Here is a 14,794-nt window from a genome sequence, read left to right as displayed (position 1 = left end):
TTACTCAGCGGTGGGCATTTTGCGTTTCAGCGGCGCCAGGCCATCACTGCTGGACAGTGCAGGTGCATCAGGCTTCGGCCGGTTGCTGGTCTTGCGCTTGTTCGGCTTGGCGGTGGCTTTCTTCGCGGCGCCTTTCTTATCGGTCTTGCCGTCGGTTTTTTTCTTCTTCGGCCCAACGGCCTTGCCGGAAGCCTTGAGGTTTTTCGGGCCCTGGTAGATGCCCTTGATGTCTTTGATGTTACGGCGTTCGAAACGCTGCTTGAGGTAGCGCTCGATGCTCGACATCAGGTTCCAGTCGCTATGGCAGATTAGCGAAATGGCCAGGCCTTCCTTGCCGGCGCGACCGGTGCGACCGATACGGTGCACGTAGTCATCGCCACTGCGCGGCATGTCGAAGTTGATCACCAGGTCCAGACCGTCCACGTCCAGACCACGGGCCGCCACATCGGTGGCGACTAGAATCTTGGCCCCACCCTGCTTCATGCGGTCGATGGCCAGCTTGCGGTCCTTCTGGTCCTTGTCGCCGTGCAGCACGAACACTTTGTACTCGGCGGCCACCAACTTGCCGTACAGACGGTCGGCCTGCACCTTGGTGTTGGTGAAGATGATCGCCTTGTCGTAGGTCTCGTTGGCCAGCAACCAATCCACCAGACGCTCTTTGTGGTGGTTGTGGTCGGCGGTGATGATCTGCTGACGGGTGCCTTCGTTGAGCTGGCTAACGCTGTTGAGCTGCAGGTGCAGCGGATCGCGCAATACGCTGCCGACCATTTCGCGCAGGCCGGCACCGCCGGTGGTGGCGGAGAACAGCATGGTTTGCTGACGGTTGCAGCACTCCCCAGCCAGACGCTGCACGTCCTCGGCAAAGCCCATGTCGAGCATGCGGTCGGCTTCGTCGAGGATCAGCACTTCAACGTCATTCAGTTTCAGGTTGCCAGCGTTCAGCTGCTCAAGCATGCGCCCTGGAGTGCCGATCAGGATGTCCGGCACCTTGCGCAGCATGGCGGCCTGCACCTTGAAGTCTTCACCGCCGGTGATCATCCCCGACTTAATAAAGGTGAACTGCGAGAAGCGCTCAACTTCCTTGAGGGTCTGCTGGGCCAACTCGCGGGTCGGCAGCAGGATCAGCGCACGGATGGTGACGCGTTGCTGGCTCGGGCCCATCAGGCGGTTGAGCAAGGGCAGAACAAAAGCGGCGGTCTTACCGCTGCCGGTCTGCGCGGTTACCCGCAGGTCACGCCCTTCCAGCGCCGGCGGAATGGCCGCTGCCTGGACCGGGGTTGGCTCGACAAATTTAAGCTCGGCCACGGCTTTCAGCAGACGTTCATGCAGGGCGAATTGGGCAAACACGGGTAACACCTCGAAAAAATCACAGAATCAACTGCATAGGGTAACCCGGATGCCGCTGCAAGGCCTGGATTTTTCACCCAGGCCAGCGACAACAGCCTAGTCTGGACCACGCTAGACTCACGCGTGCAATCTCTAAGCAGGACCTCCAAGGAGTCATAACTATGCCCGCCAAACCGTTTCTAATGCTAGGCACTACCTGCCTGGCCTTGCTGCTGAGCGCCGGTCAGGCCCTGGCCGACCCCAGCAACGGCAAGTCCAACCAGGCCAAAGGCCAAAATGGCAAAGACGCCAGCAGCCAACACCCATCCAGCCAGCCTGAGAAAGGTAAAAAAACCACCCATACCAGCAACGACGATTACGACGATGACGATTTCCAGCGCCGCTACGACGATGACCTCGACGACATCCGGCGGATTTTCAGTCGTAACAGCGACAGCTATGGCCAGGCGCAAGCACTGCCACCGGGTATCCGCAAAAACCTCGCCCGTGGCAAGCCGCTGCCACCCGGCATCGCGAAGAAACTCGACCCCGCTTTCGCCCGGCAACTGCCCTACTACCAAGGCTACGAGTGGCAACAGGTAGGCACCGACGCGGCCCTGGTCAACATCACAACTGGCATCGTGCGCGAAGTGCTCAACGACGTGCTGCGCTAACGCCAGCCTATATGCCCGACCATTGACCCAACTCAGCGATGGCCATTTGCCAGCCTGCATACTGAAAGGACCATCAGTACGGGGGGCCGCCAATGTCGTCTTTGTTCAAGAACAGCCGTGATTTGCGCCAGCATCTGCAGGAACACCCGAGCCTGACGCCACAAGGCATGTCACTGGGCAACCTGCTGCTTGAGTGCGGCGTCATCTCGCCCTCACAGCTGGAAAAAGCCCTCAGCCACCAGCACCAACACCCCGAACTGGGCCGTCTCGGTCAGGTGCTGCTGGAACTGAAGATGATCAGCGCCGAGCGCCTGGGCCTGACCCTGGCCCAGCAACTAGGTATCGCCCAGGTCAGCCTGGAGAACTTCGACATCCAGCCGGAGTGCGTGAAGCTGGTGCCTGAGAGCCTGGCGCGGCGCTATCTGGTGGTGCCGTTGATGCTTGATGGCGAGCGCCTGATCGTCGCCTCCCCTGACCCAACCCACTGCGAACTCCTGCACCTGTTGGGTTTTGTCACCGGCAAACCGGTGGAAGCGGTATTGGCCAACGCCAGCGAAGTGGAACAAACCATCAGCCGCCTGTATGCCAGCGCCACCGCCCATGAGTTGCCAGAAAACGAAACCAGCGAACAATCGCTGAGCTTGCACCGCATCAAGCAGTTGGCCGAGGACCCGCCCACTGTGCGTTTTGTCGACTCGCTGCTGGAAGAGGCTATCAGCCGCCGCGCCTCGGACATTCATTTGCGGCCGGGCGAGCACGACGTGGTGATTCTGCTGCGTATCGACGGCGTGCTACTGGAGATCCGCCGGGTTAAGCACAGCAACCTGTCCGCCATCGTCAGCCGAATCAAAATTATCGGCGGCATGAACATCGCTGAGCGGCGCCTGCCCCAGGATGGCCGGCACATGGTCAAACAGGGCGACCGCACCATCGACCTGCGCCTGTCGATCATGCCCACGGTGCATGGCGAGAGCGTGGTGATCCGTATCCTCGACACCCGCCAAAGCCTGAAAACCCTCGACCAAATCGGCTTCAATGGTCGCGACGTTGAGCGCTTCCGCGACCTGATCAGCCACAACCAGGGCATCGTCTTAGTCACCGGCCCCACCGGCTCGGGCAAGAGCACCACCTTGTATGCCGCCCTGAACGGGATCAAGAGCAGCGGCGTCAACATCATCACCGTGGAAGACCCGGTGGAATACCAGATCGACGGCATCCGCCAGATCCAGGTCAAGCCGCAGATCGGCTACACCTTCGCCCGCGCCCTGCGCCACATCCTGCGCCATGACCCAGACGTAATCATGGTCGGCGAAATCCGCGACCAGGAAACCGCCATGATGGCCACCGAAAGTGCCCTCACCGGCCACTTGGTGCTCAGCACCCTGCACACCAACAGCGCGGCCACCACCGTGACCCGCCTGCTGGAAATCGGCATTGCCCCCTACCTGCTCAACGCCAGCCTGTTGGGGGTTCTGGCCCAGCGCCTGGTACGACGCAACTGCCCGCACTGCCTGGTTGAGGAAGAGGTCAGCGCCCATGTGCGCAGCACCCTGGGGCTCAGCAGCGACGAACCCTTTTATGTGGGGAGCGGTTGCGAGCATTGCCGCAACCTCGGCTTTGCCGGGCGGGTGGCCGCTTATGAGTTGCTGGAAGTGACCCCGGCGCTGCGCGCCCTGATCGAACCGTCGGTATCGGCACAAAGCATCGAGCAGCAAGCCATCCACGACGGCATGCGCCCGCTGACTCAGAGTGCCCTGCAACTGGCGCGGGACAAGCTCATCCCGCTCAATGAGGTGTACCGCGTGCGCCTGGAGTAAACCTACGCGGGTAAATGGCCAACCTTCACGTAGATCAAACAGCCCTCAGTCGAGAACGGCCGATGGCTGGAGCCGTGGGGGTTGCGCAGCCAGGTACCGGCCGGGTAATCGCCCTGCTCGTCCTGAAAAGTACCTTCCAGCACCAGGATTTCTTCACCCCCCCAATGGCTGTGCGGCTTGAACTGGGTGCCCGGTGCCCAGCGCACCAAGGCGGTGTGGGTCGTGCCTACGCTGTCCAGCGGCAACACACTCAAGCCCTCGACCAATCCGGGTTGCCACTGGGCACTGCGGGTATCGATGCGCCCGGCAATCTCGTCGTCTGCCGTCAGGTGACAGAGTTTGACGAACAGCAGGCAGCCGTCCGGGCTGGAAGGCGCGTGCTGGCTGCCCGGTGGATTTTTCAGCCAGGTGCCGGCCGGGTACTGACCGTGCTCGTCGGCAAACACGCCGTCCAGCACCAGGATTTCTTCGCCCAGGGGATGCAGGTGAGCCTTAAAGGAGGAACCCGCGGCATACCGCACAATCGAGGTGGTGCGCCCACTTTCCGCGGCCAGGCGTTCCAGCGGTCGGCGCTCGACACCCGGCAGTGGCGAGGGCTGCCAAGCCACGGCGTGGCTATCGATGACCACGCGCTGGTGCAAATCGGTATTCAACTGCATGACCTGTCTCCGTGTATTCAAAGGCCCTGCCGAGCCTGGCGACGCAAGAGTCGCGCGCTGTCCCAGCCGATCAGCAGTACCGCCAGCCAGATCGGCAGGTAGGTCCACAGCTGCGCCGGGTTGAAATGCTCGCCCAGCACCAGCACCGACACCGCAAACAGCAGCACCGGCTCGACATAACTGAGGATGCCGAACAGCCCCAACGGCAGCAAGCGGCTGGAGGCCATCATCGCGCCGAAGGCCAGGGTGCTTAGCAACCCCAGCCCAGGCAGCAACCACCATAGTTGCGGCGCCAGGCTAAACACGTCAGGCAGGCCGGCGCTGGCGATCAGCCAGATGGCCAGCGGTGCCAGCATGAGCATCTCCAGAATAAAACCGGACAAGGCATCCAGACGCATCCAGCGCCGCAACATGAAATACGGCGGGTAGCCCAGGGCTGCCAGCAGAGTCACCCAAGAGAACGCGCGGGTCAGCCACAGTTCATGCACCACCCCGAGCACGGCACAGACCACCGCCAACGTCTGCAACGGCCGCAGGCGTTCGCCATAGAACAGCCGGCCGACCAGCACCATTGCCAGCGGCAAGAGGAAATAGCCGAGGGAAATCTCCAGCATCCGCCCGGCCAGGGGCGCCCAGACAAACAGCGCCCATTGCACCCCCATCAAAGCCGCCGCCAGGGGCAAGGCCGCCAGCAAACGCGGTTCACGACGCAGGCGCTGCAGCACCGCACCCAGCACGCCCCACTGCCGCGTGAGCAGCACCAGCAGCAACACCATCGGGATCGACCAGAGCACGCGCTGGGCAAACACCTGCACGCCATCCAGCGGCGCCAGTTCGCGCACATAACCGGGAATCAGCACAAACAACACCGACGCAATCAGCGACAAACCGACGCCACGTCCGGACAACTGCATACACGCCTCACCTGGGCCCGGCTTATCCACGCAAGGAAAACCTGACCATCTGTTGCAAAAGCCGGCCACCTTAGCGCGTTCATATCGACAGAGATAGGCACAAACCGTCGCCCATAAAAAAGCCTGATCGATTAACCGATCAGGCCAGGGTTGCGGCCAAGGAGAGCGACCGCGGAGAAACCGCAAAGAATGCCATTAACGTCTGGAGCAAGACGCTCCAGAGGGGATGCGCACAGGTTAGATAGATACCGATCGATTAAATAGCGCAAAAAACCGCTTTAAATGATCGACCAGACTGATCTATCGTGCCCATGTACCGCGCCCGTGATGCACGCTTATTGCGGCTTGCAGGTCAGTTGGATACGCATATGGATAACGCTGCGGGTAAAACGCACGGTCAGGTTCTCGCGCTTGCCGCCAGCCAGCGTCGTCTTGCGCACCCGCGGGCTTTCCGGGCCGTTGGCAAAGCGCGCCACGCAACTGGCATCGGCCTTGCCATAGTTTTCCAACAGCAGGCCGACCATGTTGTGGTCGATTTCCACCGCCGTGGCCGAGACTTCGCTGCCGTTGAGCTGCTTGCTCACGTCAATCGGGTAAGCCAGGGCTGTCAGCGGCAGCGCCAACAGCAAAAAAGCACAAAGTTTCTTCATCGGTGGTCTCCGCCAAGGGGGCGCCAGCTTAGGACACAAAGAGGCCAAGATGAAAGCACCCCGCGTTAGCCTGGAACAATGGCGCACCCTGCAGGCTGTGGTCGACAACGGCGGCTTTGCTCAAGCCGCCGAGGTTTTACACCGTTCACAATCGTCCATCAGCTACACCGTGGCGCGCATGCAGGAGCAGTTAGGCGTGCCGTTGCTGCGCATCGACGGGCGCAAGGCGGTGCTCACCGATGCCGGTGACGTGTTACTGCGCCGCTCGCGCCAACTGGTGCTGCAGGCCAGCCAACTGGAAGACCTGGCCTACAACCTGGACCAGGGCTGGGAAGCGGAAGTGCGTCTGGTGGTCGATGCGGCCTATCCAACCGAACGTCTGCTGCGCGCACTGGCGGCCTTTATGCCGCAAAGCCGCGGCTGTCGCGTGCGCCTGCGCGAAGAAGTGCTCTCCGGGGTCGAGGAAGTACTGCTCGAAGGCAATGCCGACCTGGCCATCAGCAGCCTGGATATCGTCGGTTACCTGGGCCATGAGCTCTGCGAAGTCGAATTTATCGCCGTCGCCCACCCCGACCACGCCCTGCACCAACTGCAACGGGACCTGACCTTTGCCGACCTGCAAAACCAGCTGCAGGTGGTGATCCGCGACTCCGGCCGCAGCCGCCCACGGGATGTCGGCTGGCTCGGTGCCGAACAGCGCTGGACGGTCAGCAGCTTGTCCACCGCCGCTCACTTCGTCAGCAGCGGCCTGGGGTTTGCCTGGCTACCCCGGCACCTGATCCAACGTGAGCTGGACGCCCAGCAGCTGAAGGCCTTGCCGCTGGAAAGCGGGATGAGCAACCACCCGCGTTTCACCCTCTACAGCCACAAAGACAAAGCCCTGGGCCCGGCCAGCCGGATTCTGGTGGAGCTGATCAAGACCTACGACAGCTGCAATCTGGACGATCAGCCCTGACTGCGGCACAGTTGAGCCCAGTCGCACAAAGCCCCAGCCCGCACGAGCCCCACGAGGAAAGTCCATGGCCTTTTTCACCCACGACGGTTGCCAGTTGCACTACGAGGATTACGGCCACGGCACGCCGCTGCTGCTGGTTCACGGCCTGGGCTCCAGCACCCTGGATTGGGAATCGCAGATCCCCGTGCTTAGCCCCTTGTACCGGGTGATCGTTATCGACCTACGCGGCCATGGCCGCTCCGACAAGCCCGATGAGCACTACAGCATTGCCGGCTTTGCCGAGGATGTGGCCGCGTTGATCGAACACCTGCAGCTCGGCACCGTGCATCTGGTGGGCATCTCCATGGGTGGCATGATCGGCTTTCAACTCGGCGTCGATCGCCCGGAGCTGTTGCGCAGCCTGACCATCGTCAACAGCGGCCCGGAGGTGAAAGCCAAATCCTTTGCCGATTGCGTGCAAATTGCCAAACGCTGGAGCCTGTCGCGCCTACTGAGTCTGGAGACCATCGCCAAGGGTCTGGGCAAACTGCTATTCCCCAAACCCGAGCAGGTCGAACTGCGCCTGAAGATCGAACGCCGCTGGCCGCGCAACGACAAGCGTGCCTACCTGTCCAGCCTGGACGCCATCATCGGCTGGGGCGTGCGTGGGCAAATCAGCAAGATCACCTGCCCGACCCTGGTGGTCAGCGGCGACCGCGATTACACACCAGTGGCGAACAAGCAGGCCTATGTCGACGAGATGGTCAATGCCCGCCTGGTGGTGATCGAAGACTCCCGCCATGCCACGCCCATGGACCAACCCGAAGCCTTCAATAGCCAACTGCTGCACTTTCTCACCGAGCTGGATGGCACCTCCCAGCCGGTTAACCCGCCGATGAAAAAAACGCGCAAGCAAAAACCATAACCTAACAGGACACCGACACCATGCTGAAAACCCTCGCCCTTGCCGCCGGCACCTTGCTGTTCAGCGCCAACCTGCTGGCCGCAGACAAGCCCCATGTACTGCTCAATACCAGCCAGGGTGCGATTGAAATCGAGCTGGAGGCCGACAAGGCGCCGATCAGCGTGAAGAACTTTCTCGCTTATGTGGACAGCGGCTATTACAACGGCACCATCTTCCACCGTGTGATCCCCAACTTCATGGTTCAGGGCGGCGGCTTCACCCCGGACATGCAGCAGAAAGCCACCCAGCCACCGATCAAGAATGAAGCTGATAACGGCCTGCGCAATGTGCGTGGCTCGCTGGCCATGGCCCGCACCTCGGCGGTGGACTCAGCCACCAGCCAGTTCTTTATCAACAGCACCAACAACGACTTCCTCGACAACGGCCAGCGCGACTTCGGCTATGCCGTGTTTGCCCATGTGGTCAAAGGCATGGACGTGGTCGACCGTATCTCGGCAATGCCTACCGGCGCCCGTGATGTACCGCGTGAAGCGATCCTGATCATCGACGCCAAGCGCCTGTAAACGCCACAACGAAAAAGCCGCGCCGGCAGTACTAACTGCCGGCGCGGCTTTTTTCTGGTCGACGCTAAAGCATGCTGCTTAGCGATTCATGCTCTTGAACTTGACGATCAGTTTTTCCGGCTTTTTCTCTTCTTTGGCCAGCGCGTAAATCAAGCGCTCGCCATCCGGGCCAGCACCCAGCTCGATGTAGCTGAAAATCGGCTCGCCCAATTTGACCACGTCCATCATGTCGCCGTAGCGCTGAAACACGAAGATCTTGTTGTCTTCGCGAATCTCGCCATAGAAGCTGCTGCTCGGCGGCAGGTTGACGTCGATGAAGCGCTTGGCCGCCAGGGTGTTAACGTCCTTGCTGCGGTCTTCGGCGCGCAGCCCCAGAACGATGTTGCGTCCCTGCTGGTCCTTGATGCCGAGGTCTTTCATAACCGGCGCCTTGCCGGTCTTCACGTACTCGGCATAGACCGCGTGATCGTCAAACACCACCGCCTGACCTTCAGTCCACACCTGATACCAGTCATCGTTATTCAGCGCTGCTTCCGCGGCCTTGGCGGCACTCGCTGATGGGGCCGGAGCATTCATGCTGCAAGCAGCCAAGGTGGCGGCCAGCAGGGCAATCGACAGCGGTTTGATAACAAACGATTTCATAGACTCAGCAACTCCGGCGTTAGAAGACATAGGCCTGCAAAATTGCCCGAGTTTCGTGACAGGACTATGACCCCTTTATGACAAATCCCTTTTCGGCCACCGCCAGCAATGCGTTAGCCCTGCTCCGCGTGCCGATAAGGCAACAATTCGCGCGCCTGCTGAGCATACAACTGCACGCCTGCACGCTCCTGCTGAAGAAAATCCGCCACGGCGGCGCGCAAGCCCGGATGACACAGGTAGTGCCAGGAACGGGTGAGCTGCGGCTCAAAACCGCGAATCAGCTTGTGCTCGCCCTGGGCGCCAGCATCGAAGCGCTGCAAACCCTGGCCGATGGCGTAGTCGATGCCCTGATAGAAACAGGTTTCAAAGTGCAAGCGGTCGAAATCACCCAGGCAGCCCCAGTAGCGACCATACAAGGTGTCGCCGGCCTGCAGGCTGAAAGCCATGGCGACCGCACGCCCGCGCTGCCGAGCCAACACCACGCGAATCGTCTCCGGCAGACGCTCGGCCAGCAGGCTAAAGAAACTGCGCGTCAGGTACGGTTGACGCCCACGCACGTGATAGGTGTTGGCGTAGCAGGCATAGACAAAATCCCACTCAGGCTCGCTGAGTTGCCGACCCTCACACCACTCAAACTCGATGCCCTGCCCCGCCACCTGCTCGCGCTCCTTGCGCAGCTGCTTGCGTTTGCGCGAGGTCAGTTGATCGAGAAAGTCGGCAAAATCGCGATAACCGCGGTTGTGCCAGAGGAACTGGCAACCCAGGCGTTCCAGCCAGCCCTCACGGCCGCGCAGCAACTGATCGGCAGCGGCATCGGTGAAGTTCACATGCCAGCTCGACAGGCTCTGGTCATGCAAGCTGGCGCTCAACTCATTCAGTAGCTGCGCCGCTGCCACACCATCACCCAGCAATCTGCCCCCACTGACCGGAGTAAAGGGCACCGCGGTTAGCAGTTTGGGGTAGTAGTCGATCCCGGCACGGGCACAGACCTCAGCCCAAGCCATGTCGAAGACATACTCGCCATAGGAATGCTGCTTCACATAACCCGGCAACGCCGCCAGCGGCGCGCCATGGGCATCGACCAACAGGCGATGGGCCGGTTGCCAGCCCGTTCCTGGGCCAACACTGCCGCTGTCCTCCAGCACCGACAGAAAACCGTGTTGAACAAACGGCTGAGAGTCCGCCAACAAGGCATTCCACTGGGCGGCAGGCAGATCGCTAAGGCTATCGAGAGTCAGAATAGGCATGGGCTCAGTCTGGGGTTTTGTGCCGACGAAAAAAAGCCCCGCACGAGGCGGGGCTTAAGAGGAGCAGCACTGTTACAACATTTTTAGAACACGTATTGAGCGCGCAGCGAGATAGCTTTGCCGTCGTCGTCAGTGGCGTCGGTTTCACGTTTCTGTACGGCAACGGTATCGTCGTCAGTCGTGCTCATCAGGTAGTTAAGGGAAACCTTAACGGCCTCATTGGCGTACCAGTTCACACCCAGGGTGTGGATCTTGGCGGTCGTTTCATCGATATTCAGACCAGAAATGGTGTCCAGGCCGCCGTTATCGTCTTCAACCTGCAGGTTGTCGTAACGGTAGAACACTTCCCATGCACCCATGGTCTTGTCAGCAGGCTTGATGGCGTCAAACTTGCCGCCGTCCAGCTTGTAGGTACGCGACTCACCGGTCAGCGTGTAAGCCAGTTGAGCGTTGTAACCTGTTGCGGTGCGATCGCTGTTGTCGTCTTGACCGCTGAGGTCACGCTTCAAGTATTCGCTCTGCACCGAAATCGGGCCATTCATGTAGGCGAACTCAGCGCCCCATACTTGGTCATCGCTGAAGTAGCCGGCGTCAGTGTCAGCCATTTTGATGGACGACGAATTCTTAGTGTTCTCGGTGATGCCTCGCACGCCCAGACGGGAGGTGATGCCACCCTTGAAGGTGTCATCTTCGTAACTGCGCTGCGCGTAATCCAGGCCCAGGTGCAGCACTTCGGTCTCGCTAACGATCGGGGCAAATACGCCACGGGCGTTGAAGGTGTTTACATCTTCGCCGTCGTCATCTTCGCCCAGCTGCTCGGTAGTATCACCGTAGGTGGCAGTACCGTCTTGCTGGGTGATGCCAGCCGAACCGTAGAACATGCCAGCGGTGGTGCCGCTAACCTGGATACCCATGCCGTCTTCCTTGTCGTTAACCCAGGAAGCCAGGTCATAGACAGCGGTACGCTCGATGGCGGTGGTCCACTTGGAGCTGGTGGCTTTTTCCAGGCCGTAGTCCTGGTCAAACTTACCGACCTTGATCACGATCGGCGCGAAGCCAGTGTAAGCAATGGAAGCTTCATCCCACTTGGTTTTGGAGCCAGCCAGGTCAGCGAAGTCAACGTTGGCCTGGTAGCGCCAGTCCTTGTAGTTACCGCCGAATTCCAGCTGAGCGCGACGGAAGTAGGATTCGTTGGCGCTGTTGTTGTTCTTGGTGTAAACACCGTCGAACTGGTCGAAGTCAGCCTGCAGACGGCCGCCCAGCTTGAAGCTGTACTGCTTGTCAGTGGTGGTAACTTCCAGACCGCTCTTGGTCTTGATCATGATGTCAGTACCGTCAGTGGTCACGGTACCTGCGAAAGCCTGGGCCGAAACGGCCAGTGCGAGGGCGCTGGCGGCAAAACCGGCGAAGTGCTTACGAATCATCCAGAATTCCCCTACTTAGTCTTAAGAAACACCGAAGCCGTTGGGCTACGTTGTGTTGGGGGGAATATTGGCGGGGGGTTATTTCAGCTCAGTTGCACAAATATAAAGCTTTTGTGACAGTGGAACTTTTCCAGGCAGTTGAAAAACAAGCGTTTTTAGCCGAATGGCGAAGGCACGCTACGCAGATCATCGACGCCTGCAGCGCCCATGTCGTCAGCCTTACGAGCGTTTTTCTGGCTTTTTGGCGGCGCGTGCGAGGCGCTCGGCCAATGCATCCAGACCTCTGATTTCAACCTCGGGCAGTTGCTGCACGACACGTTGAGTAAGGCGCAGTTGGCGAATAAAGCGCCGACAGTTAATGCACATGGCCAGGTGAGTACGCACCGCAAAACGCTCACGCAAGGTCAATTGCCCATCGAGAAAATCACTCGAGCGCAGCACCAGTTGTTTGCAGCTCAACATTGGCCAGTCTCCTCAAAGTGTTCCAACGTGGCAAAAACCTTTAACCGGGCACGGTGCAGCAGCACACGGACATTAGAGAGCGAGATATCAAGAAGATTACAAATAGCGTCCAATTCAAGCCCTTGACGCTCGCGCAACAGCAAAACACTGTTCTGCAACTCAGGCAGGGTGACCAGGGTTTTCTCCAAACACTCGCGCAGCTCGCTGGCGTTCAGCAGGGCCTCTGGCGAATCTTCATGCCACGCATGGGGTGCCAGCAGCCAGTGACCATCGGCTGAAAAGCGCTCATCGCCGACGCTGCCATGGGGGGACGGCAGGTCATCCAGCAACACTTCACGACGGTTCTGTTTGAGGCGAGCCTTGGCCGTATTGGCCGTGATGGTGAACAGCCAGGTCTTGAGACTGGAACGTCCCTGAAAACCGTGCAGATGGCGCACCACAGCCAGCCAGGCGTCCTGCACCACCTCATCGGCATGGCGACTGCCGACAATGGCGTAGGCCACCGCCCGCATGCCGCCCTGATAGGCCACCACCAACTCGCGAAACGCTCGCTGCTCCCCCGCCAGCAGGCGAGTGAGCAACGCGCTGTCGGCGGGATAATCCATCAACGCTTGCGCAGGATCACGCTGCCAATGGAGTAACCGGCACCGAAGGAGCTGAGCACGCCCAGGGCACCGCGTGGCAGATCATCCTGATTCTTGTGCAGGGCAATCACCGAACCGGCGGAACTGGTGTTGGCGTAGGTGTCGAGAATCACCGGCGCTTCGCTTGGCTCGGCGTCACGGCCCAGCAGCTTGCGGGTGATCAGCAGGTTCATGTTGAGGTTGGCCTGGTGCAGCCAGAAGCGCTTGACGTCGCCGACGTTCAACTGGTTTTCCGCCAGGTGTGCGGCGATCAGCTCGGCCACCATCGGGCAGACATCGCGGAATACCTTGCGGCCTTCCTGGACGAAGAGCTTGTCCGGCGCGCCGATACCCTCTTCCGCGGCGCGGTTGAGGAAGCCGAAGTTGTTACGGATGTTGTTGGAGAACTGGGTGATCAGCTTGGTGCCAACAATGTCGAACTGATGCGCGGAAGTAGCCAGATCGGCACGTTCCACCAGCACCGCAGTGGCGGCATCGCCAAAGATGAAATGACTGTCGCGGTCACGAAAGTTGAGGTGGCCGGTGCAGATCTCCGGGCTAATCACCAGCACGGCACGGGCCTGGCCTAGTTGCACGCAGTTGGTCGCCGCTTGCAGGCCGAAGGTGGCCGACGAGCAGGCCACGTTCATGTCATAGGCAAAACCCTGAATACCCAGAGCCGCCTGAATCTCAATCGAAATGGCCGGGTAGGCGCGCTGCAGGTTGGAGCAGGCAACGATGACCATGTCCACATCGGCGGCGGTCTTGCCGGCACGGGCCAGGGCGTCTTGAGCAGCGCCTACGCCCATCTGGCAGAGGATCGACTGTTCGTCGTTGCTGCGCTCGGGAATCCGCGGGGTCATGCGTTGCGGGTCAAGAATGCCGGCCTTGTCGATGACAAAGCGACTTTTGATCCCGGAGGCTTTTTCGATAAATGCGGCGCTGGATTCGGTCAGCGCCTGGACTTCGCCAGACTCGATAGCAGCAGCGTTATCCGCGTTGAATTGCTGAACGTAAGCATTGAACGCTTGCACCAACTCCTCGTTGGAGATGCTGTTCGCTGGGGTGTACAAGCCAGTGCCACTGATTACGACGTTGTGCACGGTCTTTCCTCTTCTTGTCATGGCCACCCGCAGTGGCCGGTTATGCGCTAAAGCCTCTGGGCTGCGAGCCACAGGCACAAATATGGGGGGCGACACCTCAGGGTCGGGTCGGCACACCGACAAAGGCCCTGAAAAAAAGCAGAGTTTGCCACAGCCAGGGCCTGCGCGTCCGCCTGTCAGACCAACGCCTAACGACAGACTGCTGCATGTCAATAGAAGATGCCTGCTGTGCGGTGCAAGACACATGTTCTGTGCCTGCCCTTAGCAGAGATGGCGGCGCCCAGTCGGACGCCGAAAAGAGGAAGAAAGGCGGATAGAACAGCTCAGGCTAGCGCCCCAAAACGCGGTAATGGCGGGCCAGCAAATGATCAAGAGAAAACACACCCGGCCCTCTGGCCAGCAGATAGAGCAGCACCGCCGCCCAAGTGGCATGGGTCGGATAGGCATCTGGATAGACCAATAGTTGAATGACCAAGGTCATGCCCAGCAGACCCAATGCTGCAAAACGCGTGGCCAGCCCCAGCAATAGCAGTAGAGCCAGTACATGCTCGGCCGTCGCGGCCAGCAGCGCCGCAACGGCCGGGGCGATAAATGGCAACTGGTATTCGCTGGCAAACAATTCAACCGCGAAATCCGCCAGCCGTGGCCAACCGATTTGCCAGGTACCGGCAAACGGATCAAGCGCAAAATTCGCCACTTTGGTTTGCCCGGCCTTCCAGAACAGCGCTGCCAGGGCAAAACGCCCCAACAGGGCTAGCAGGCTGTGGGGCACCTTCGAGCACAACGCGACATAGCGTTCGAGCAAAGCAACCAGGCCGTCCATACGGGGCC

16 protein-coding genes are annotated in these 14,794 nt (G+C 60.2%); 5 read left to right on the top strand and 11 right to left on the bottom strand.

What is annotated here, in order from left to right:
• Positions 1–1,347 carry a DEAD/DEAH box helicase gene (locus AC56DI_RS11245; RefSeq protein WP_496346237.1) on the bottom strand — a complete coding sequence of 449 codons (1,347 nt, stop codon included), beginning with the start codon at positions 1,345–1,347 and terminating at the stop codon, positions 1–3.
• A gap of 161 nt (positions 1,348–1,508) precedes the next feature.
• On the opposite strand from AC56DI_RS11245, the gene AC56DI_RS11240 reads away from it, so the two are divergent.
• The gene (locus AC56DI_RS11240) at positions 1,509–2,000 is read left to right on the top strand and encodes an anti-virulence regulator CigR family protein (protein WP_496346236.1); all 492 of its coding nucleotides are present in this window, start codon (positions 1,509–1,511) and stop codon (positions 1,998–2,000) included.
• A 92-nt stretch (positions 2,001–2,092) separates the two neighbouring features.
• Positions 2,093–3,817 (top strand): GspE/PulE family protein, encoded by a 1,725-nt coding sequence (locus AC56DI_RS11235; RefSeq protein ID WP_496346235.1) that lies wholly within the window; start codon positions 2,093–2,095, stop codon positions 3,815–3,817.
• 2 nt (positions 3,818–3,819) lie between these two features.
• On the opposite strand, the gene AC56DI_RS11230 is transcribed toward AC56DI_RS11235, so the two are convergent.
• The 3 genes from AC56DI_RS11230 to AC56DI_RS11220 form a co-directional block, all read right to left on the bottom strand.
• Positions 3,820–4,476, bottom strand: a complete 657-nt coding sequence (locus AC56DI_RS11230; protein ID WP_496346234.1) for a cupin domain-containing protein — start codon at positions 4,474–4,476, stop codon at positions 3,820–3,822.
• Between the two features lie 17 nt (positions 4,477–4,493).
• A complete protein-coding gene (gene rarD, locus AC56DI_RS11225; RefSeq protein ID WP_496346233.1) occupies positions 4,494–5,390 on the bottom strand; it encodes an EamA family transporter RarD in 897 nt (298 codons plus the stop codon).
• Between the two features lie 335 nt (positions 5,391–5,725).
• Complete coding sequence (locus AC56DI_RS11220) at positions 5,726–6,040, bottom strand: 3-phosphoglycerate kinase (RefSeq protein ID WP_496346232.1); 315 nt, start codon at positions 6,038–6,040, stop codon at positions 5,726–5,728.
• A gap of 49 nt (positions 6,041–6,089) precedes the next feature.
• Between AC56DI_RS11220 and AC56DI_RS11215 the strand changes: the two genes are divergently transcribed.
• The 3 genes from AC56DI_RS11215 to AC56DI_RS11205 all read left to right on the top strand — a co-directional run bounded on the left by AC56DI_RS11215 (position 6,090) and on the right by AC56DI_RS11205 (position 8,462).
• Complete coding sequence (locus AC56DI_RS11215) at positions 6,090–6,995, top strand: LysR family transcriptional regulator (RefSeq protein ID WP_422587350.1); 906 nt, start codon at positions 6,090–6,092, stop codon at positions 6,993–6,995.
• 64 nt (positions 6,996–7,059) lie between these two features.
• On the top strand, positions 7,060–7,899 hold the full coding sequence (locus AC56DI_RS11210; RefSeq protein ID WP_496346231.1) for an alpha/beta fold hydrolase: 840 nt from the start codon (positions 7,060–7,062) through the stop codon (positions 7,897–7,899).
• A 20-nt stretch (positions 7,900–7,919) separates the two neighbouring features.
• The gene (locus AC56DI_RS11205; protein ID WP_422587352.1) at positions 7,920–8,462 is read left to right on the top strand and encodes a peptidylprolyl isomerase; all 543 of its coding nucleotides are present in this window, start codon (positions 7,920–7,922) and stop codon (positions 8,460–8,462) included.
• A 78-nt stretch (positions 8,463–8,540) separates the two neighbouring features.
• Here the strand turns inward: AC56DI_RS11205 and AC56DI_RS11200 are convergent, their stop codons facing one another.
• The 7 genes from AC56DI_RS11200 to AC56DI_RS11170 form a co-directional block, all read right to left on the bottom strand.
• The gene (locus AC56DI_RS11200) at positions 8,541–9,104 is read right to left on the bottom strand and encodes a hypothetical protein (RefSeq protein ID WP_496346230.1); all 564 of its coding nucleotides are present in this window, start codon (positions 9,102–9,104) and stop codon (positions 8,541–8,543) included.
• Between the two features lie 113 nt (positions 9,105–9,217).
• Positions 9,218–10,351, bottom strand: a complete 1,134-nt coding sequence (locus AC56DI_RS11195; protein WP_496346229.1) for a GNAT family N-acetyltransferase — start codon at positions 10,349–10,351, stop codon at positions 9,218–9,220.
• An 83-nt stretch (positions 10,352–10,434) separates the two neighbouring features.
• Complete coding sequence (locus tag AC56DI_RS11190) at positions 10,435–11,775, bottom strand: OprO/OprP family phosphate-selective porin (RefSeq protein WP_496346228.1); 1,341 nt, start codon at positions 11,773–11,775, stop codon at positions 10,435–10,437.
• Between the two features lie 219 nt (positions 11,776–11,994).
• Positions 11,995–12,237, bottom strand: a complete 243-nt coding sequence (locus AC56DI_RS11185; RefSeq protein WP_496346227.1) for an anti-sigma factor family protein — start codon at positions 12,235–12,237, stop codon at positions 11,995–11,997.
• Positions 12,231–12,842 carry an RNA polymerase sigma factor gene (locus tag AC56DI_RS11180; protein ID WP_496346226.1) on the bottom strand — a complete coding sequence of 204 codons (612 nt, stop codon included), beginning with the start codon at positions 12,840–12,842 and terminating at the stop codon, positions 12,231–12,233. The genes AC56DI_RS11185 and AC56DI_RS11180 overlap by 7 nt, the downstream gene beginning before the upstream one ends.
• Positions 12,842–13,963 carry a beta-ketoacyl-ACP synthase III gene (locus AC56DI_RS11175; RefSeq protein ID WP_324519346.1) on the bottom strand — a complete coding sequence of 374 codons (1,122 nt, stop codon included), beginning with the start codon at positions 13,961–13,963 and terminating at the stop codon, positions 12,842–12,844. The genes AC56DI_RS11180 and AC56DI_RS11175 overlap by 1 nt, the downstream gene beginning before the upstream one ends.
• Before the next feature lie 328 nt (positions 13,964–14,291).
• Positions 14,292–14,786, bottom strand: a complete 495-nt coding sequence (locus AC56DI_RS11170; protein ID WP_496346646.1) for a DoxX family protein — start codon at positions 14,784–14,786, stop codon at positions 14,292–14,294.
• Positions 14,787–14,794 lie beyond the last annotated feature (8 nt).

The sequence above is a fragment of the Pseudomonas sp. BGA-UO-ETr-WB11 genome (assembly GCF_059567785.1).
The sequence above is the reverse complement of the archived record's forward strand: the minus strand, read 5'-3'. Positions and strand labels throughout refer to the sequence as shown.

Excerpts from the sequence above, each read along its gene's own strand:
- AC56DI_RS11240 (WP_496346236.1), top strand. The coding sequence starts at position 1,509 with ATGCCCGCCAAACCGTTTCTAATGCTAGGCACTACCTGCCTGGCCTTG.
- AC56DI_RS11235 (WP_496346235.1), top strand. The coding sequence starts at position 2,093 with ATGTCGTCTTTGTTCAAGAACAGCCGTGATTTGCGCCAGCATCTGCAG.
- AC56DI_RS11230 (WP_496346234.1), bottom strand. The coding sequence starts at position 4,476 with ATGCAGTTGAATACCGATTTGCACCAGCGCGTGGTCATCGATAGCCAC.
- rarD (WP_496346233.1), bottom strand. The coding sequence starts at position 5,390 with ATGCAGTTGTCCGGACGTGGCGTCGGTTTGTCGCTGATTGCGTCGGTG.
- AC56DI_RS11220 (WP_496346232.1), bottom strand. The coding sequence starts at position 6,040 with ATGAAGAAACTTTGTGCTTTTTTGCTGTTGGCGCTGCCGCTGACAGCC.
- AC56DI_RS11215 (WP_422587350.1), top strand. The coding sequence starts at position 6,090 with ATGAAAGCACCCCGCGTTAGCCTGGAACAATGGCGCACCCTGCAGGCT.
- AC56DI_RS11210 (WP_496346231.1), top strand. The coding sequence starts at position 7,060 with ATGGCCTTTTTCACCCACGACGGTTGCCAGTTGCACTACGAGGATTAC.
- AC56DI_RS11205 (WP_422587352.1), top strand. The coding sequence starts at position 7,920 with ATGCTGAAAACCCTCGCCCTTGCCGCCGGCACCTTGCTGTTCAGCGCC.
- AC56DI_RS11200 (WP_496346230.1), bottom strand. The coding sequence starts at position 9,104 with ATGAAATCGTTTGTTATCAAACCGCTGTCGATTGCCCTGCTGGCCGCC.
- AC56DI_RS11195 (WP_496346229.1), bottom strand. The coding sequence starts at position 10,351 with ATGCCTATTCTGACTCTCGATAGCCTTAGCGATCTGCCTGCCGCCCAG.
- AC56DI_RS11190 (WP_496346228.1), bottom strand. The coding sequence starts at position 11,775 with ATGATTCGTAAGCACTTCGCCGGTTTTGCCGCCAGCGCCCTCGCACTG.
- AC56DI_RS11185 (WP_496346227.1), bottom strand. The coding sequence starts at position 12,237 with ATGTTGAGCTGCAAACAACTGGTGCTGCGCTCGAGTGATTTTCTCGAT.
- AC56DI_RS11180 (WP_496346226.1), bottom strand. The coding sequence starts at position 12,842 with ATGGATTATCCCGCCGACAGCGCGTTGCTCACTCGCCTGCTGGCGGGG.
- AC56DI_RS11170 (WP_496346646.1), bottom strand. The coding sequence starts at position 14,786 with ATGGACGGCCTGGTTGCTTTGCTCGAACGCTATGTCGCGTTGTGCTCG.